We start from the raw sequence: 19,581 nt of genomic DNA, 5'->3' as shown, positions 1-19,581 counted from the left end.
TGTATGAAGCGGCAGCAATGCAAATAATCATGATATTCCCTCCTTTAAAACAAACGATTTTATTTCTTCAATATCCTTTTTAGATAAGCAATGTCCAATACATTTACAGTTTCAAAGATTCCTTTATAAAATACACCCCAATTATTGAAAACACAAGGTAATTCTTTTGCCTTTTGCAATGTATCTACTTCAATTAAAGATACCGGAACACGATTCAATCCGCAATACTGTTTTATCCGTTCAATCGCTTGATTCACATAAGGACATTGCCTATCATAATATATGGTCAGTTCATTATTTTCAATCCTGTTATCTTTCACCTGCGGTGCAAATTTAGGAATAGTTCCATCAAAAGAACGCGCCAACAATTCATATCCATTCTCCGTACTATCAACAACCTCAAAGCCATACTTTTTTGCAAACGATTGGTCAGCAGGCCATGCCTTTTGCTTATTTGATCCAAGCATGCAAACACCGGATTTATTTTTTTCTTTAGCATCCGCTAAACAATACTCCATTAAAGCCTTGCCGTATCCTTTCTTTCTATACGCACTGCCGATAACCCATAGACAATATATATAATAATATGAATTCCCCACAATAGGTACCCAAGCCGTTTCCAACGGTACATATTCAATAAAAACCGCAACCTTTGCAGATAATTTTCTAAAGACATGCCCTCATACAGCCGTGCCGAAAGCCACTGACGCTTTGCTTCAATACCAGGATGCAGCTTCGTACTGCGGATAATACAGCACAAATGTTCATGAACAAGATTTTCCGTGGTTATATTTACAAATTGATTCTCCATAGATATCCTCATATGCTATCGGCAAAGCAGTTTTTTTAACGCAGCTGGATTATCCGCAAACGCCAGGTCTTCAAGATGATCAAATAATGTTTCCTCATCCCAGTTCCACCATTGCAGTTTTAAAAGCAATTCAATGGTTTCATCGTCAAAGCGTTTTTTAATAATTTTAGCAGGATTACCACCTACAACGGAATACGGTTCAACATTTTTTACAACAGTCGAATTTGCTGCAATAATCGCACCATCTCCCACATTGACTCCAGGCATAATCGTTACATATTGACCTATCCATACATCATTACCAATTACTGTATCTCCACGAAATGGCAGCTGTTCCATAGTCGGCGTTACTGTTTCCCAGCCACTGCCGAAGATATGGAATGGATAGGTTGTAATACCTTTCATGCCGTGATTCGCACCATTCATGATAAAGAGAATGCCTTCGGCAATCGCACAAAACTTCCCAATGATTAATTTATCACCCAAAAATTCATACTGATGTTCGATGGCATCATAAAACTGTTCCGGTGACTTTTTATTATCACTATACTATGTATAATCCCCGATCTCAACATTTGCTCTTTTGGGAAGATTACTGATGTAACATACCGTCTTGATTGTTTCATTGGGGTATAGTTTATTCTTATCCGGTCCCATCATACGATAACAGTCTCCTTTCCGCTCCTGTTTATCTTGTATCACCCCTGTAAGAAACATTGATCCAAGCAGGAAATTGCTATTAGCCGAAGAATACAGTCAACAAACATCACCACGTACTATATTTAAAATGGTATCTATATTTTCCTTCATTGTAAAGTCTGCTGGTTTGTCATATATAGCAAGCATACCTATCTCATCGGCTGTTAAATTTATTTTGTTTTTTCTTTTAATTTTCCATTTCAATAGTGTCATCAGAAATTTATCCAGAAAATTCAGTTTGCTATAGTCAAAACCGCCCCGTAAATAAAAAAACTTGATTTTCTTCTGCTGCATTAAATCAAAATTTTTATTTTGAACATCCATAACGACACTTTTTCTTAGAGGGGAAACGCCAGTTGCAAAGACGATCAACCGTTTATTCGCAAGTCAATCCATATTTTCTGTTATTAGTTTTACGCCAATAATCTCTGATATATGGACGCTGCCTCCATAAATAATAGTATCATAGATATCAAGCATAGGAATATGGACTGTCGATATTTCAAAAATATCTGCTGACACAGCTTCTGCAATCCACTCAGCATACTTTTTAGTAAAACCAGTTTTGGATTTATATATAACTGCTATTTTCATGTCCATGCCTCATCTCGATTAATCACTGTTTTTCCAGAGTATATCCATATATTCTTTTCACTCAATGATAAATAATACGCAATAGAACTAATACCCACAGTAAGCATAAATAATAAAATTTTTCTATATATAGTTGATTGCATTGAAAATTCCCTTTCCCATGGTTTTCCTTACCCAAAAAATCATGAGCCGCGTACCTTTGATTTCTATTTTCCGCTTGATTTGGCATCATTTATATTCGATGTGGATCAACCAACAGAACAGTTTACCGTATATTACTATGTTACAATATGCTGCGCTGAAATTAAAGCCTATTCAAATTAATTTGATATATTGCACAAATATGTCCGTATAAGTATTCTGCTCACAGTACTACCGCTACGTATGTGCTATAATTGATTAGGAATACACTATTGATGGAGATGCATTATATGTCGGTTAAAGGTATTATTTCTAAAAATTACATGCTATGTTGTGCCAATAACTATTTTCAATTTATGGCGCATTTTATATTGATGGCGACTTTACCGATCATTTCTACTACTATTATGGGTGCCTCAAAGGAACAAGTCGGCCTGATCAACGGCATGTATTTATTCGGAGCGTTGCTAAGTCGTCCCATAATGGGCCGGCTCATCGATCAATACGATAAAAAAACGGTATTGCTGTATACCTTTGCGCTCTTTATTATTCCTTTTATTTTATATTTTATGATGACCTCCGTGTCATTATTAATTTTGCTGCGACTGCTGCATGGGCTGGTATTTGGTGCTCTTTCTACGGCCACCATGGCCAGTGTTGCCGATACACTTCCACGAGAACATATGGGGGAAGGAATCGGTTATTTTGCCGTCTTTATGACATTGGGCATGATTTTGGGTCCATTGCTGGGTTTATCATTGCTAGAATACAACTATTACTACGTATATATGTCCAGTTTAGTTTTTGCAGCGCTGGTTTTTTTTGCTATTGTATTTTTGCAAAAATCCAGTCATGCGGAAACTACCCGCAAAAAGAATACTGCCCTATCGAGATGGCAGCAATATATTGAACCGGCAGCTATTCCCATTGGCATAATAGCAGGTCTTACTTCTTTTTCTTTTAGCTCTATATCTACCTTTATTACATTATATGCTGCTGAATTAGGTCAATTATCTTATGCTCCCTATTTCTATATGTTTATGGCTGTTACCGTGTTACTATCCAGACCCAACGTCGGAAAAGCATTTGATGTGCATGGTCCGAATCTGATTATACAGACGGCGCTGGTTATATTTGCACTTGGTCTTTGGCTAGTCAGTATGACAACTACGGGTGTGGTTTTAGTGCTAACCGGAATCTTAGTCGGACTGGGAAACGGTAGTCTGTTCTCTTCCTTACAAGCCCTCGTTGTTACAGTAGTCCCCGCTTCCCGGACGGGTGTTGCAACATCTACCTATTTTTTATGTTTTGACGGATGCGCTGCGTTAGGAGCCATCGTACTAGGACCGCTGGCCGCCGTCTATGGATTCCCGGTCATGTACCGTATCGCTGCCGGAATTCTGCTGTTTGACTGCTTCCTGTATTATGTTTTATATCAAAAGCACCATATGTTGTAAAGTAAAGACAGGTATGATTCGTGGATCATTGGTTTGCAGAATAAATGAATCAAAATAGGGTATAGGAAAAAGTACTTTTATACCTATGCATACTTCTGAATTATTTAATATTTTGCTACGACCATCTCCCTAAATTTTTTCCCCGCATAATAATAATCAGTTTTTCCGTTTTGCTTCATGGTAAATAACCAGTTAAAATTTACGGTATAATTAATTTTTTTCGTATGCAAAATTCCATCACTAATAAAGTCATATAATCTATATCCATCCTCCGCAAAACTTCTCTGTGTCATATTTAATGTGGAAATTATACTTTTATTTGTAAGCTTAGAAAAGCATAGTGCAGGATGTTCCTTGAACATATGTTCAAGGGCTTTTTTCATTTCTCTATCCGTCGCATAGATATCAAGTAAATATTCTGCAATATACTCTCCTATATTAGGTAAATCATTTATTTTTACATCAACTAGAAATAATGTGAATTTACTTGCAAAATTTACGATTTGAATACATTTCCTATGATCAAAATAAAACAGTTTGCCTCCCCACTCACAAAGAGTATCTCCCCCTTCTTTTTCTATTACCGTCTGTGCCAGCTTGTCCATAGGAGGTGTTAAACATTCCGGCATTTTTAATTTATACCTGTCAAACGTTTGTTTTGTCACATATATAATCATTATTACACCACCTCACTCTTTATCTTTTCAATGAATGTCTATCCGTTCTATCTTTCATCCCGCACCTTACAGAAACGGTTTACAAACTTTTATTGTGTACGATACGCCTGTTCATCAATATCTATCCTTTAAAATACTTGCTCGTTATCAATTGCAATTTATATACCTGCATCCGTGTCGTATTTATTACTCTTTGTTATAAAAAATTACTTGTTTTAAACAGTCATCTGATGATATACCAAAGTTATCCTGAATAAAATATATCATTTCAGTATTTGCTATTCTCCCTTTGTCTGAATTCCCGCAAACGCATAATGAATTAAAGTCCTGATAAAATGTTCATCCAATGTTTCCCCAGTTATTAATAGACGATAAAAGAGCGGCCCATAAATCAAATCTATGCTTAGTTCTATATCAAGATCTTCTCTCAATTCACCCCGTTTTACTCCACGCTCCAAGATATGGTGTGAGTCCAGCCGCCGAGGATAAAAATATCTTACCCGATATTCTTCCGCCAGCTTTAGGTCAAACTGTCCCTCTGCAATCAACTCATTAATTACTTTTCCCTCCCGGCTCGTCAAAAATTTAGCCAGATTGCTGACCTGTATCACTATATCATCGACAACCGAACCTGTATCCGGTACAGGAAGCCTTGCTGAAGCAGCAGACAAAAAGCTGTCCATCACAACGGCAGCTTTATTTGGCCACCATTTATAGATTGTCGCTTTACTGACTTTTGCCCGCTCAGCAATCTTTTCAACTGTTACGGTCTCGAAATTGGTCTCCAACAACAAATCATAGGCAGACGTAAGAATAGCTTTTTGTGTTTCGAGATTACGGGGACGCCCCTTTTTCTTTTCCAAATGACAACACCTTCTTGTATGTTTTTCTTTAGTTAAAACTATACGTACATTATACAATATAATTTCTTGCAAGCAAAGAAATTATGTCTTTACAAATACTGTACGTTTAGTTTATAATAGTGTTAAATACGAAACTGAACGTACAGTATTTGTATTTAACACTATTATACATTAACCAAAGGAAGGGATTCTTCTATGATGAATATTCACCCCGAAACAAAAAAAACTCCTCTATGGATTACATTCCTATTAGCTGTTTCATGTGGAGTTATTGTGGCAAATCTCTATTATGCCCAACCCTTAGTTGGTCCTATCAGCACAGATACCCATATTCCCCTAGCCTCAGCAGGTTTTATCGTAACGCTGACCCAAATCGGCTATGTTTTAGGTTTGCTGTTTATTGTGCCCCTCAGCGATCTCGTGGAAAATAGACGATTGGTTTTGGCAGCATTAGCCGTCGTTATTTGCGCATTAGCTGCGGCATATCTGGCACATACGGCATTGTTCTTTCTTGTTTCAGCCATGTTGATCGGTATAGGTTCAGTAGCAACACAAATTCTAGTCCCCTACGCAGCTCATCTGGCAACCGAAAAGCAGCGCGGTCAAGTTGTGGGAAATGTGATGAGTGGTCTCTTATTGGGAATCATGCTTGCCCGACCTGTTGCAAGTATGATTACGGATCTTTGGGGATGGCGGGCCGTTTTTGCTTTATCGGCTGTTATTACCACTATCCCAGCTGTATTATTAGCTTGTATTCTTCCCAAACGTGTCCCCATACCTACTATGAATTATGGTACGCTGCTCTGTTCCTTATGGCAACTGTTTAAAACAAAATCGGTTTTACGCCGCCGTTCCTTATATCAAGCTTGCTTGTTTGGTGCCTTTAGTCTGTTTTGGACAGTCGTCCCTTTGTGGTTAGCCCATCACTTCCACTTATCACAGCAAGGTATTGCCTTATTCGCTTTTGCTGGTGTAGCTGGGGCCATAGCTGCTCCTGTTGCCGGAAGACTAGCCGACAGGGGCTGGACAAAACCATTGACAGGTATGGCTATCGGAATTGCAGTCTTGGCATTTGTGATTACGCATATATTTGAAGATAATCCAGTTCTATCATTGACTATGTTTGTCATCGCAGCCATTGCACTAGATATGGCCGTATCCGGCAACCTCGTCCTCGGTCAACGCGCAGTTTATGCACTGGGAAGTGACATCCGCGGACGGGTAAACGGTATATTCATGGCGGTGTTTTTTATCGGCGGAGCCATCGGTTCAGCAATAGGGGGCTGGGCCTATGCATATGGCAGTTGGTGGCTCGCATCTATTCTAGGCATGGCAATACCATTGGCAGCCTTATTATATTATTTCACCGAATGAACGGCGGCAGCTTGATGAATGTACCTGACACTCCTTCATCCAAATATATATTAACAAACTGCCAATCCTGATTTTTGGTTATCTGTTCCTTGAAATGCTGAATCTGTAATTCAAAGCTTCCCGCCTGCGCATCCCCATATGTACTGACTCGACAATATGCTGCAACACGAAGATACCGATGTGCAGCCGTGCCTCCCTTATATTTAGCAGGAATGATTTCACTTGTCTGATTTCCAGAAAAAACCTTACGGATACGTTCCTTTTCCTCCTCACGGTGTCGTTCTGTCCTCCTTCCTTTTTTCCATTTTTTCGTTTCCTGAATTTTTAAGCGTTTTTCAATAATTATCACCTCCTTCCGGTGCGATTACTCTACTGATAAATATGTACACATTGATGAAAACATTACATAATTAAAAAGGAACAAGATGCTCTACAACCGATATTGTAAAGTACCCTGTTCCTGTTTACTAATATTACAATTTTTTTGTTTAACTAAACAATACGTCTGCCACCAAATGCATGAATAGTCCTTGTCCCTGCCTTACACCTGCCACCTTGCAAAGTTTCTTTCGGAATAAACAATTCATCACCCGCATGCAAAATAGTTTCTTTTCCATTAATGGTAACAACATATTCACCAGACAAACAGACCATATATTCATCATAATCATGCTGGTGCTCTTTGGATATTCTATCAGCCATACATGTCCAGAAAGCCATTTGGCTTCCATCTGCCGCTGTATAATAGTAGCCTTGAATATCCGGCGTATTTTGCTGCTGCATCGGAACTTTATTCGTAGGTCTTGTCATAAATTCAGGAAATTTTTTCATAATCTTCTCCACAATAATAGAACTTTAAATTTCAAACCATTTTTTAATATTACCAACATCAATACTTAGCGATATCTATTCTTATATAACGCTTCGGCTTGTTTCGTATATTTTACAATGAAATCCGTTTTCGCATCTGTATATGCATCCCGATTATGTTCATATTTTTTCCACAATTCAAGTTTTAATTTTTCATATTTTTTTGCAATGTTTACATTCTCAATAAGATAATCCCTAAAATAAAGTTCTGCATTATCACCTTCATAGCTTATATGCAAATGATATACCTTTTCTGCAAACCCGTTTATCATGTATCCTTTGTTTAAAGAAATCCTGTTTTTACTTTTATTCATGCAGAGGTATCCCTTATGAACCAAGATATTTGCTATGTACTGCAAATCATATCCATTAATCACTTCGATAAGAATATCAACAGTAGGCTTTGCCCATATCGTATTGATTGAAGTACTTCCAATGTGACTAATCCTTTTTATCACATTAGAAGGCAATATAGCTTGAAGTATGGCGAGTTCCTCTTTATACCAAGTTTTCCAGCATTCATTATGTTGTTCCAAACATATAGGAAATAATTGCCATAATTCTTCTAAATCCATATCAGATAATTTTCTAGTCATGCAGTCACGCTTCCTAAATTGACGGTTAACATCCAACCTGCTCACTCACAAAACCATTTTTCCACAAAACATCCAACTTATACACTCATGAGCCCATTATCCAACCCACCGTCTAAACTATCAAAAAATGGATTGCGTTGATATGTTCCCATGGGGTGATGAAAATTCGATTTTAAGTTTCTCATTTTTAATCTCAAAATCGTGAGGATAGCTTATTTACTACACTTCCCAGCGTTTTTACTTCCCAGTCCTAGACATCAATACTACTGTCTCAACGTGGTTCCAAGGGCTCATCTGGATGTTTTGGATGTATTTTCAGTGTGTTTTTGACACCCATTCGTCCTTGGAAACAAGTAAACGGCATTTTGTGCTTTTACCCGTTTTTGGGAATATGTCCAATTTTATCCTTGAGATGATATGATGATTTTGATGTCACATCTTCAGCTACCATAGAAAGTGTCTCATTGCTGTGAAAGTTATATATGTTTGATTGATCCTTATCTACGTCCATAACACTGTCTGTCCACAATTCACACTGCATCATGACAGTTTGAACCGCATCTTCCATACCTTCCGGCGGATACTTATGCTTTCTCAAAAGACGTTTTATCATCATGCGCATTTTGGCTCTTGCTGAGTCACGCTTCTGCCAATCTATTGTGCGATTTTTCCGCAGTGTTTCCGTCAATTCTTTTGTGATAGCAACAAGTTCGTCATTCTGATAAAAGTCTTTTATTGCCTGCGGTTTTGTTAATGCATCATAAAATGCCAATTCATCAGGCGTAAGTCCAAGAGCATCGCCCTCCTTATTTGCCGTTGCAATCTGTTTTGCCATATTTAAAAGTTCTTCTATAACCTGCTCATTTGATAACATGCCATTAAGATAGGAGTTCATAACTTTCTGCATCCGTTCGCTGAACTTCTCGGATTTCACAACATTTGTCCTACGAAAGACCTTAACCTGTTCAGCAATTAATTTTTTCAAAAGCTCAACAGCAAGATTTTTTTCCTTCATCTTGGAGATTTCCTCAAGGAACTTCGGATCAAACAGCGAAAACTCTTCCTTCACATCCGAAAAGAGATTGATTACTCCGTCACTCTTTATACTTGATTTCAAGAGTTCATTTATACGGTCATTCATCTCCTTCAGGCTTACCTTGTGACCGTCGCCCTGATTCATAAGACGGTTAACAAGAACTCGCACAGATTCAAAGAATGCTGCTTCCACTCGCAGATCACGTTCTGTAAGAGAAGAGCAAAGCGACAGTGCCTGCTTCAGAAGCAATGATTCCTTTATGAAGTCAATCTTCTTATCTTCCTTATCAAGTGCCATAATAAAGTTCACAGCACCAGTAATAGCCTTTGATCTTTCCAGATCTGTTCCGATTGCAAACTTTGAATAATCGTAACCGTGGAAAATATCACGGCAAACATCTAACTTCTCGAGGAACTTCGGGTAAGCAACCTTAGCAATATCGGTATCACCGTAGTTCTTTTTATCACGAACTGTATAATCATTCATAGCCTGCTTCAAAGCGGATGCGATGCCAACGTAGTCGACAATCAAGCCGCCTTCCTTATCTCGGAAGACACGGTTAACACGCGCAATCGCCTGCATCAGATTATAGCCCTGCATCGGCTTATAAACATACATAGTCGCAAGAGAAGGAACATCAAATCCGGTTAGCCACATATCAACAACAATGGCGATTTTCATTTCGCTATCATTGTCTTTGAATTCCTTGGCGAGCTCATCTCTGCGACGCTTATTTCCAATAACAGCACGCCACTCTTTGGGATCTTTATTGCTCTCGGTCATTACGACCTTAACCTTTTCTTTCCAACTTGGACGCAGCTCAAGTATACGATTGTAGATCTTCATAGCAATGGCACGAGAATACGCTACTACCATTGCTTTTCCTGTCAGCAGGTTTTCACGATAGTTTTCATAATGATCAATGATATCTTTCACCAGCGAATCTACCGTTGCGTCATTTCCAAGAACAGCCTCCATCTGGCCAAGTTCTTTCTTGCTCTTTTCTACAACTTCAGGATCAGCATTATTTGCCATAATGTCATATTCATGATCTATTTTGTGCAGCGTAGCTTCATCAAATTCCAGCTTGATAACACGACTTTCATAATAGACAGGTCTTGTAGCACCATCCTCTACAGCTTGCGTCATATCATAAATATCTATGTAATCTCCAAAAACTTCATGGGTATTTCTATCTTTTGTTGCAATAGGTGTACCGGTAAATCCAATGTATGTAGCATTGGGTAGGCTATCTCTTATAACACGTGCCGTGCCAATTTTGATCTCACCGGTTTTGGTATCAACTTTTTCTTTAAGACCATATTGACTGCGATGGGCTTCATCAGCCATAACAACTATATTCCGACGTTCCGACAACGGCTCGGAGGATTCCTCGAACTTCTGCATAGTAGTAAAGATAATGCCGTTTGCCTGGCGTCCTTCCAACCAATCTTTCAAGCCGACTTCATCCTTAGAAGAATGTTCACTAAGCTTGCGACAAGTTGCATGAACCGGTTCCTGGCGCAGAAAATCTTTGCATTTTACAAACTGCCCATAAAGCTGGTCATCAAGATCATTTCGATCAGTAATAACAACTATAGTCGGACTGTTTAAGACTTCTTGCAATAAATGTGCATAAAAGACCATAGACAATGACTTACCACTGCCTTGTGTATGCCAAAAAACACCACCTTTCCCATCAGTAGCAGTAGCATGCTTTGTGGACTCAATTGCTTTATTAACAGCAAAATATTGATGATATCCTGCTAATATCTTGAATTGTTTCAAGCCTTCATTGGAAAAACAAATAAAATTTTTAATAATGTCGAGAAGTCGTTCCTGTGTAAACATGCCCTCGAAAAATGTATCAAACTGAGCATACTGCGTATTTTCGTAGCTGCCATCCTTCGTTTTCCATTCCATAAAGCGGTCTTCACCGGAAGTAATCGTTCCGGCTTTGCTCGTCAAATGATCACTAATTACGCAGATACAGTTATAGATAAACATCGACGGAATTTCCTGCATATAGTTCCTAATCTGCAAATATCCCTCTGATGCATCTGTTTCTTCACGTGAAGGAGATTTAAGTTCTATCAAAACAACAGGTAAGCCGTTTAAGAAAATGATAACATCCGGACGTTTATTACTGTTTTCAATAAAAGTCCATTGGTTTGCTACTACAAAGGAGTTTTTTCCCGGATTCTTGTAATCCGCAAGATAAACCAGACCAGAACGTTCTTCACCTTTCACAAAATAACGCACTTCGATTCCGTGCTGAAGATATTCCATGAATAAAGCATTCTTCTGTACAAGTTCCGCATTTTCAAAATTTTTCAGTTTGCATAAGGCGTCTGCTATTGCACCTTCCGGCATATCTGGATTCAGCCTATGCAGCGCGGACTTAAGTTCTTCTTCATATAAAGGGCTATAGAAGTCACGTTCTAAAGCAGGTGCATAAACATGACGATAGTCCAGGCTTTCAAAAAGCTCTATAATAGAATTTTCATAATCCGCTTCGGTATAGAATTCTGGCATGAGTCTCACTCCTTTACTTTGTTTTTTATATTATCCTCTTTTCAGAGGTGGTTTCCTTTTACAATTTTTCCGTTTCAAACAAGAATTTAGCGGCTTAGATATCAGTGTTGGAGACATCAAGTTCGCCAGACATAAGCTTTGGCAACAAGCTATCTCGAACAGATGCCAGCTGACGGTTTTCAATCTTGTTACTGATGATGAGGTCATAAATGGGTTGAAGAAGAACTCCGATCCTGTGATAATCTTCATCCGAAGGAATTAAAACTTTAGCTTTACCAAGATCTTCTCGTTTGATATGTCCCATTGTTGTTGCCTTATCAGCGGCAATTGCTGCAAAACGCGAGAGATAATGTGCTGTCCAAGCATAATAGAACCACTTGTCATATTTTGACGAAGTGACTTTAAAGAGATGTTGATTAAGTCCACATATGTCACCACACCAAAGATCAACAAGGAGGCTGCCTGACCATGAGAAGATTACATCGCCATCATGAATAATGTACTCAGATTTAATGCTTGGCGTACACAGTTCACTGCTCGAATCACAGAAACCCTGACGAAGCTCCTTGATTTTAAGGACTGGAATACCTTTTTCATCAGCTTCGGGACGATATTTTTGCATGGCAAGGCCATTAAGGTAGTCAGCAATTTCAAGCAAATTAGATTCTTTCCATCCATCTGGAATTTCCGAAAGGTTAAGAAAGCAATCAGCAAACAAGAGCTCTACCTGCTGCTCTAAATTCTTGTTTATCTCCGTATTCTGACGTATCTTATCTGATAATGCATTTAGAATAGATGCAATCCGTTTTTGCTCAACCAGAGGTGGTAATTCCACCTCGATGTTTTCTATATCAGATGCTTTGATTGAAGGGTAAGTTGAAACACTCTGTTCTGCTATTGAGTGCAACAGCTCAACCAAGTTATCTTGTGATAAAAAGAAATAAAGGAAGTCTGCATCCACCTTGAATTCATCCGCATCGATAACTGTAAATCCAGTAGATACCAGAAAGTTCTCCGGCTGTTCCTTAACAATTCCATAATGACGTTGGTTAGGTCTAACTGTCGAATAAAGAATACTATTATAATGAACTTTTCGCTTAGCTCGACTAGGAAGTTTTTCAGTATTCAAATCAATCCTTTGAATCTCAGCAACAACATTCTCCGTTATATTGCCCGTGTCGAGATAATTAACAAATTTCCACCCTTCCTTTGTCGAATAAGAGATTGTATTTGTTTCAATAACATCTCCAAGCCTTGTTTTTTCCCATTCGCTCATTTTTCTGTGCCTTCCTATCCTATATACTTTCGATGTGCAAGTTTTACGTTGCTCTGTTTTACCATTGCATACTGAAGCGTCGTATCTATCCGTTTATGTCCAAGAAGCTGCTGTAGTTGCTCTATTGGCATTCCTTTATCTATTGCCATTGTAGCAAGTGTCCGGCGAAACTTATGCGGATGCACCTTTGGTATATCCAATCTATGGCCAAATTCTCTTAATCTGCACTCGACACCTCCGATTTTCAATCGGTCATGCGGCGCCCGCAATGATACAAACAGCGCCGGATTATCATCCATTCGTTCCTGCAGATAACTCTGCAGATGTATTTTGGTTCGAGCATCAAAGTAAACCATCCGCTCCTTGCTGCCTTTACCAAATACCACACATTCTCGCTCTTCAAAATTTATATCATCACGATTCAGGAGAACCAGCTCTCCCACACGCATTCCTGTAGAAGTTAGCATATCAATCAATGCCAAATCCCTTGGCTTTTCACAGTTATCGCGCATCTTTTCCAATGCTTCATCCGAATATGTTCCTTTAATCGTCAATGACGCCTTAACCTTATGTATCCGGCGCACCGGGCTTTTCAAAATATAGTCTTCATCTTCCAACCACGAGAAGAAGCTGGAAAGTATGCGACGAATGTTATCTACTGTAACTCTACTGGAATTCTTCTCCTGTTGGTATTCTGTCAAATAAGCACGAAGATTGTCTGTGGTTATCTCCCGTATGTTTTTTTCGACTTTATCTAACATTGTTTCAATCGTTGTTCTGTAGTATGTCAGTGATTTTTCCGAGCACCCTTCAATTCGTTTTGAGGATAAAAAGGACTTAAGCAGTTGCTTATTTGTTGTACCATTTTCCGAACCCTGCTCAATTTCTGTTATTTCTTTATAGAACAGCGCATGTTCCAATACCTCCTGCAGCCGTTCCAGCTGCGCATTGTTGAGACTGCCAAGCATTTCTTGCATAACCTCGGTAATCACTTTTTGTTTCATAGTCATCTCTCCTTTTTCTATTATAGAGAATGACTACGGAGTGGCAGTCCCTCAATTTAGCTCTTGCCACTCGCAAGAGTTATGGTTGTATGTTAAACAAGAATTTAGAGCAGCAAGCACGGACTCTTTATAAAGATCGCTTTATAGATATAAGTCAATTTGATGGCGTATTGCCGGACGATTGGCGTCTTGGTACAGTTTTCGAAATAATAGAACTGCACGATTCTAAGCGCATTCCGCTTTCAAATCGTGAACGTGCTGACCTTGCAAAAATATATCCATATTATGGTGCTACCTCCGTCATGGACTATGTGGATAGATATCTGTTTGACGGAATCTATCTGCTTATTGGTGAAGACGGTACCGTTGTCAACAGTAAAGGTTTTCCTATTCTGCAATACGTAGAAGGAAAGTTTTGGGTAAACAATCATGCTCACATTATTACAGGTAAGAACGGTTTTTCTGTAGAACTCCTGTATCTGCTTTTCAGCTTAACAAGCGTTCAGTCGATTGTCACAGGAGCCGTTCAACCTAAGATTAATCAAGCCAACCTTAACAAGATCCCTGTAATCATACCGTCAGAAAGTGAGCTAAAAGAATTTGATGCTTCTATACAGCCATTTTTCGCACAGATTCGTAACCTTCGTGCCGAAAACGACAGGCTTATTATTACCCGAGATACGCTTTTACCGAAACTGATGTCCGGCGAGCTGGACATATCTAACCTTGCCCTTTAAGCCGCTAAATTCTTGTTTATCTCTTCATTAGTTACAATTTTATCATCTATTGTTTTTAAAATATCCACTATCTTCTTTTGTTCATCTAAATTAGGTAATGACAATGGTATCTGTTCAATTACCTCTCGTCTTGAAATATTAACCTGAACTGATCCACTTGATCTTGATACAATAGCGTTGTAGCCTTTTTGTGAACTAAAAAAATACTTTAAATATTCTGGTAGTACCTTTGAAGCATCTACTCTCAATAATAGAAGTGCCTGACTAATAATACCTTTAGGGTCATTCTCTCTGATAATTGTTACTTTTCCTACTGTTCCAGAACAGCTAATGACCAAATCGTTAGTTTTTACTTGAAATCTCTTTAGCCCTTCAAATTTCTGATCATCTATATAAAATCTAAAGTCTCGCAAATTATATATTGCATGTTGCTGCTCATATACAGGAACCCCTTCGGATTTCATTTCTGATCTTTTTAGGGCTGAACCAAATGGTCCTCGTATATAGCCTTTTTTCTGCAATAAATCTGCAAGAACAACATCTGTATGTTCTCCCATATTTATTCTCTCCTTTCTTGATCCGATAAATCACGATATATCTTATTTGCTATAGCCAATAGCTGCAAGCTTTTTGCAAATCTCATTTTCAAGTTCATGGGATTTTTTAAACATTTCCGAAAGCTCTGAAGTCAACCGCATCATCTTCTCATCAAACGGCTCGCCGTCGTCTTCCTGTTCCTCAATTCCAACATAACGTCCGGGCGTTAAGATATAATCCTGTTTTGCAATGTCTTGCAGTGTAGCAACAGAACAAAACCTTTTTCATCCTTGAGAATTCCATTCTGGAAAGCCTCGAAAGTATCTGCTATCTTCTGAATATCTTCATCGGTAAAATCTCGATGCTTACGATCCACCATATGTCCCATTTTGCGAGCATCAATAAATACTGTTTTACCTTCCTGCTTCTTACCTTTAGTAATAAACCAAAGTGTGACAGGGATTGTTACGCTATAGAAAAGCTGTGTAGGCATAGCGATAATCCCTTCAACCAGATCATCCTCTATAATTTTCTTTCTTATCTCACCTTCACCGCTGCTCTGTGTGGAAAGTGCTCCATTTGCGAGTACAAGTCCGATTTTTCCGTTTGGTGCAAGGTGATGAATCATATGTTGAATCCATGCAAAGTTGGCATTGCTCGCCGGAGGAAGTCCATACTTCCAGCGAACATCGTCCTTTAATTTCTCCTGCCCCCAAGGATTATAATTGAAAGGTGGATTTGCGAGAATAAAATCCGCTTTCAACGTCGGATGCAGATCATTTGTAAATGTGTCTGCATGATATGGCCCTAGATTGGCATCAAGGCCACGAATAGTTAGGTTCATAACAGCCATCTTCCAAGTATCCGGATTTGCTTCCTGACCATATATGGAGATAGCCCCTATGTTACTGGAATGTACCTGAATAAATTCTGCAGACTGAACAAACATACCGCCGCTACCACAGCAAGGATCATATACACGGCAATTTGAATATGGCTTTAGAACAGAAACCAGCGTATTTAAAATACTTGATGGCGTATAGAATTCTCCACCGCCTTTACCCTCTTTAGCAGCAAATTGAGCGATACAGTATTCATAAGTTCTACCGAGAACATCACGATTTCCCTCCGTCTCACCCATGTCCATATTTGTGAAGAGATCAACAACGTCACCTAATATCCTCTTATCCAGATCCGGACTTGCGTAGTTTTTCGGAAGAACATTTTTCAGTTTTTTATTGTCTGCTTCAATTTCACGCATGGCATCATCGATAACCGTACCGATTTCCGGCTTATGAGCAGTAGCCGCGATCTTATCCCAACGAGCCTCAGCTGGTACAAAGAACACGTTATCTTCCAGATATGCATCCGGGTCATTTTCAAAGCCGTCACCTTCGGCTACGAGCTGCTTGTATTTTTTATCAAATGCTGTGGAAATATATTTCAAGAATATAAGTCCAATAATTACATTTCTATATTCAGCAGCCGGGATATGCCCCCAAAGTACGCAAGCCGCATCCCAGATCTGTTTTTCAAAACCAATGTTAGCATTGTTTTTATCAGTCATTTTCTGATTCCTCCTATTTTTTCTCTATTGGTGTATCTTCATTATCCACTTTTTGCTATCCCATTGTCTGGACTTCATCTTTTTCTGGTATATCAACCATTTCCATAATATCAGATATATCACAGTTCAATGCTATACCATAATATTGGTTAGCAGTTTGTCTATTAAACAATTGCTTATGAAAATCATGTATAAAAATCAAGTTATTGCTGATTATTGCTGTAATAGCTTGATTTTTATGATACTACAATATTATACTAAAAACTAGTACTTTTACATATCGCAGACAAATCATGGTATTGAAAAGATTGGACGTGACAGCATCATGCAGGATCATTCTTTTAAAGATTATGTAGCAAATCATCTATATAACGAGTTGTTTACGGCGCTTTCCAACTTTTTAGAAGAAAACCACGGCAACTTGCATGTTGTCTCACAACACGTGACGGCTATTGACGAGGCTAAGCTTTCAGACATCGAGATCAAAGGCGTTTATATTGATAACCAACCCGGTATGAAAATAGCTTTCGATGTCCTTGTCGAAGCCCAGCTTGAAATATCCGAATATGATCGCCATACGGATAGAAATGATGATGCCTATCCATGGTTTAAGATTTCCTGCACGGGTGATCTATCCCACAACCTTGACGATTTTTCCACTAATGCCATTGAAGAATACAACTGCAAAGACAAACAACAGCATCCCATGTCAGATTCACTCGTCCTTATTATTCGTAAGGACCAGTTAGAAAAAGTTGCCACTGATTTTCTACAAAGACATTATCCAGAAGCACTTGCTACTCCTATGTCGCTCAGTCCCGTTGATCTTGCAGATCGTATGGGACTTTCTGTTGATTTAAAAACCATTACTTCAGATTTTTCAGTTTTCGGTCAAATCTGCTTTGCTGATTGTGATACCGAGTATTATGACGAGGACACCGATTCCATCAAAACCATTCATGTTAACAAAGGCACCATACTTGTCAATCCGAACGCCTTTTTTCTGCGAAGCCTTGGTGCTGTGAATAATACTGTCATCCATGAATGTGTTCACTGGGATTTGCATCGAAAAGCCTTCGAATTAGAACGGCTCTATAATAAAGAGCTGACACATATCCGCTGCCAAGTAGTAGGTGGCATAAAAAAAGATAACATCCGGACAGCAACTGATTGGATGGAATGGCAGGCAAATTCATTGGCACCCCGTATTCAAATGCCATTTACCCCTTTTAAGCAAAAAGCAGATGCACTTATCAAGGAGTATCAAAAAGAACTGCACACCAAAGAACTCATTGATGTTATGGAGCCAGTTATTGATGCACTGGCTACTTTCTTTTGTGTTTCACGTTGTGCCGCCAAAATCCGCATGGTTGACGTTGGCTATGAAGAAGCTATGGGCGTATTTATCTATATCGATGATCAATATGTAAAACCACATGCTTTTAAAAAAGGCTCACTTACCAAAAATCAAACTTTTTCCATTAGCATGCGAGATGCCTTATTTGAAAGTTCCGTCAATCCAACACTTCGTGCAACATTAGAACAAGGAACCTATCTATTTGTTGATTCACATTTTTGCATTAACTCCCCACAATACATCGAAAATGATGAAAACGGACAACCTACGTTAACAAAATATGCACAGCATCATATTGATGAATGCTGCCTTATATTCGATTTATCTGTTCATCCTTCTACAAACGCTTATGGCAAACAATTTTATACAGAATGTGTCCTATTCCGTGACGCATCATCCGATATCATTTTTGAAGCAGCCTATGTGCTTTCAAAGAATAACTTAACCATAGAAGAACATGCTAAACTCGTTCAAGCCTGTAATGATGAAATACATAGGGTGTTAAGCAGCCTTCCTCATGATTTTTCAGACGCTTTTGTTGCATTGACAAATTGGAGAGATATTTCTGTTGAAAAACTGGCCGAAGAATCAAGGCTAGATGCTAGAACAATCAGGCGTCTTAGGAATGAGCCAGACTATACAGCAACAAAAGAAACAATTGTTGCTGTATGTATAGGACTCCATTTACCACCACCCTTAAATTTTAAACTTCTTGCAAAAGCAGGCTACTGTTTGAGTAATACTCCACTTGACCTGATGTACCATTTTTTATTGACATATAAATGGCCTTATTCCTTAGATATATGTAATAAATACCTAACTTCACAAAAGATGAAACTACTTGGTAAAAAAAAATAAAAAGTTTTAAATTCGACCGGACATTTAATGTCCGGTTATTTTTTTGCCTATTTTTAGGCATATGTTTTCAAATACGTCACCATTATCGGTGTTTTTTTATGATATAACCCATATTTCGGACATTCCATGACCGTGTGCTAACACTATCCTTCTTCTACAATGGAACTAAGGCAAGGGAACATATCTACTGTCCTTTGCCAGTTATATAAAATGATGAGCCGAATGGCTCCCGTTTAAAAAAAACGGCGAGTTTTTTCGGCCTTTGTAGTGACCCTATAAAGTTAGACCTAACCGTAGTAGCATTTATTGCTGCTACGGTTTTTATTGTCGTATTGAAAACCATACGCTGTGCGTATGGTTCTAAAAGCTTATAGCTATAGGTAGAAAAAGCAAAACCTCCTTTGCTATACTAAGCACAGGTTCGCCAACCGTACTTAGAGCAAAGGAGGAAAATGCTATCCATGGACACTTTAAGTTTAGCACATACAAAATGGAGATGTAAATATCATCTTGTGTTTGCACCCAAGTACCGTAGACAATTGATTTACGGGAAATTAAAAAAAGATATTGGAAAAATTTTACGGGAATTATG

19 protein-coding genes and 1 pseudogene are annotated in these 19,581 nt (G+C 38.6%); 5 read left to right on the top strand and 15 right to left on the bottom strand.

Annotation, left to right across the window (positions count from 1 at the left end):
* Positions 1 to 59: 59 nt before the first annotated feature.
* The 5 genes and pseudogenes from BLR11_RS09715 to BLR11_RS14355 all read right to left on the bottom strand — a co-directional run bounded on the left by BLR11_RS09715 (position 60) and on the right by BLR11_RS14355 (position 2,104).
* Entirely contained in the window at positions 60 to 599 is a 540-nt protein-coding gene (locus BLR11_RS09715; protein WP_218118775.1) for a GNAT family N-acetyltransferase, read from the bottom strand.
* Positions 518 to 811, bottom strand: coding sequence for a hypothetical protein (locus tag BLR11_RS14365; protein ID WP_218118774.1), 294 nt, complete (start codon positions 809 to 811; stop codon positions 518 to 520). The genes BLR11_RS09715 and BLR11_RS14365 overlap by 82 nt, the downstream gene beginning before the upstream one ends.
* A 15-nt stretch (positions 812 to 826) precedes the next feature.
* A pseudogene (locus tag BLR11_RS09710) lies at positions 827 to 1,468 on the bottom strand (CatB-related O-acetyltransferase).
* 99 nt (positions 1,469 to 1,567) lie between these two features.
* Positions 1,568 to 1,834, bottom strand: a complete 267-nt coding sequence (locus BLR11_RS14360) for a hypothetical protein (RefSeq protein WP_218118772.1) — start codon at positions 1,832 to 1,834, stop codon at positions 1,568 to 1,570.
* Between the two features lie 63 nt (positions 1,835 to 1,897).
* Positions 1,898 to 2,104, bottom strand: coding sequence for a flavodoxin domain-containing protein (locus BLR11_RS14355; RefSeq protein ID WP_218118771.1), 207 nt, complete (start codon positions 2,102 to 2,104; stop codon positions 1,898 to 1,900).
* Between the two features lie 431 nt (positions 2,105 to 2,535).
* Between BLR11_RS14355 and BLR11_RS09700 the strand changes: the two genes are divergently transcribed.
* A complete protein-coding gene (locus BLR11_RS09700) occupies positions 2,536 to 3,702 on the top strand; it encodes an MFS transporter (RefSeq protein ID WP_176762948.1) in 1,167 nt (388 codons plus the stop codon).
* A gap of 104 nt (positions 3,703 to 3,806) precedes the next feature.
* Here the strand turns inward: BLR11_RS09700 and BLR11_RS09695 are convergent, their stop codons facing one another.
* Complete coding sequence (locus BLR11_RS09695) at positions 3,807 to 4,379, bottom strand: DUF6933 domain-containing protein (RefSeq protein ID WP_091651320.1); 573 nt, start codon at positions 4,377 to 4,379, stop codon at positions 3,807 to 3,809.
* Between the two features lie 278 nt (positions 4,380 to 4,657).
* Positions 4,658 to 5,242: a TetR/AcrR family transcriptional regulator gene (locus BLR11_RS09690; RefSeq protein ID WP_091651317.1), complete on the bottom strand. Its 585-nt coding sequence runs from the start codon at positions 5,240 to 5,242 to the stop codon at positions 4,658 to 4,660.
* A gap of 195 nt (positions 5,243 to 5,437) precedes the next feature.
* On the opposite strand from BLR11_RS09690, the gene BLR11_RS09685 reads away from it, so the two are divergent.
* Complete coding sequence (locus tag BLR11_RS09685; protein WP_091651314.1) at positions 5,438 to 6,616, top strand: MFS transporter; 1,179 nt, start codon at positions 5,438 to 5,440, stop codon at positions 6,614 to 6,616.
* Here BLR11_RS09685 and BLR11_RS09680 read toward each other — a convergent pair.
* From BLR11_RS09680 to xerA, 6 genes are all read right to left on the bottom strand, one after another.
* Positions 6,606 to 6,965, bottom strand: coding sequence for a recombinase family protein (locus BLR11_RS09680; protein ID WP_091651312.1), 360 nt, complete (start codon positions 6,963 to 6,965; stop codon positions 6,606 to 6,608). The two genes, BLR11_RS09685 and BLR11_RS09680, sit on opposite strands and share 11 nt — an antisense overlap.
* Positions 6,966 to 7,108: 143 nt before the next feature.
* Positions 7,109 to 7,447: a cupin domain-containing protein gene (locus BLR11_RS09675; RefSeq protein ID WP_091651309.1), complete on the bottom strand. Its 339-nt coding sequence runs from the start codon at positions 7,445 to 7,447 to the stop codon at positions 7,109 to 7,111.
* A 65-nt stretch (positions 7,448 to 7,512) separates the two neighbouring features.
* Positions 7,513 to 8,061, bottom strand: a complete 549-nt coding sequence (locus tag BLR11_RS09670; RefSeq protein WP_218118770.1) for a GrpB family protein — start codon at positions 8,059 to 8,061, stop codon at positions 7,513 to 7,515.
* A 394-nt stretch (positions 8,062 to 8,455) separates the two neighbouring features.
* Positions 8,456 to 11,653 (bottom strand): type I restriction endonuclease subunit R, encoded by a 3,198-nt coding sequence (locus tag BLR11_RS09665; RefSeq protein WP_091651304.1) that lies wholly within the window; start codon positions 11,651 to 11,653, stop codon positions 8,456 to 8,458.
* Between the two features lie 94 nt (positions 11,654 to 11,747).
* Complete coding sequence (locus tag BLR11_RS09660) at positions 11,748 to 12,929, bottom strand: restriction endonuclease subunit S (RefSeq protein ID WP_091651301.1); 1,182 nt, start codon at positions 12,927 to 12,929, stop codon at positions 11,748 to 11,750.
* Positions 12,930 to 12,943: 14 nt separating this feature from the next.
* Positions 12,944 to 13,933, bottom strand: a complete 990-nt coding sequence (gene xerA / locus BLR11_RS09655; RefSeq protein ID WP_091651298.1) for a site-specific tyrosine recombinase/integron integrase — start codon at positions 13,931 to 13,933, stop codon at positions 12,944 to 12,946.
* 89 nt (positions 13,934 to 14,022) lie between these two features.
* Between xerA and BLR11_RS09650 the strand changes: the two genes are divergently transcribed.
* Positions 14,023 to 14,670, top strand: coding sequence for a restriction endonuclease subunit S (locus tag BLR11_RS09650; protein ID WP_218118769.1), 648 nt, complete (start codon positions 14,023 to 14,025; stop codon positions 14,668 to 14,670).
* Here the strand turns inward: BLR11_RS09650 and BLR11_RS09645 are convergent.
* Positions 14,667 to 15,227: a restriction endonuclease subunit S gene (locus BLR11_RS09645; RefSeq protein ID WP_091651293.1), complete on the bottom strand. Its 561-nt coding sequence runs from the start codon at positions 15,225 to 15,227 to the stop codon at positions 14,667 to 14,669. The genes BLR11_RS09650 and BLR11_RS09645 overlap by 4 nt on opposite strands.
* A gap of 206 nt (positions 15,228 to 15,433) precedes the next feature.
* Positions 15,434 to 16,774, bottom strand: coding sequence for a type I restriction-modification system subunit M (locus tag BLR11_RS09640; RefSeq protein ID WP_245675132.1), 1,341 nt, complete (start codon positions 16,772 to 16,774; stop codon positions 15,434 to 15,436).
* A 325-nt stretch (positions 16,775 to 17,099) separates the two neighbouring features.
* On the opposite strand from BLR11_RS09640, the gene BLR11_RS09635 reads away from it, so the two are divergent.
* The gene (locus tag BLR11_RS09635; RefSeq protein ID WP_218118768.1) at positions 17,100 to 18,989 is read left to right on the top strand and encodes an ImmA/IrrE family metallo-endopeptidase; all 1,890 of its coding nucleotides are present in this window, start codon (positions 17,100 to 17,102) and stop codon (positions 18,987 to 18,989) included.
* Positions 18,990 to 19,441: 452 nt separating this feature from the next.
* On the top strand, positions 19,442 to 19,581 hold a 140-nt coding region (locus BLR11_RS09630; RefSeq protein ID WP_176762947.1), incomplete at its 3' end, for a transposase.

Source organism: Megasphaera paucivorans (genome assembly GCF_900103535.1).
Taxonomy (GTDB): Bacteria; Bacillota; Negativicutes; order Veillonellales; family Megasphaeraceae; genus Megasphaera_A; species Megasphaera_A paucivorans.
Note: the sequence above shows the minus strand (reverse complement) of the source record. Positions and strands in the feature narration are given on the sequence as shown.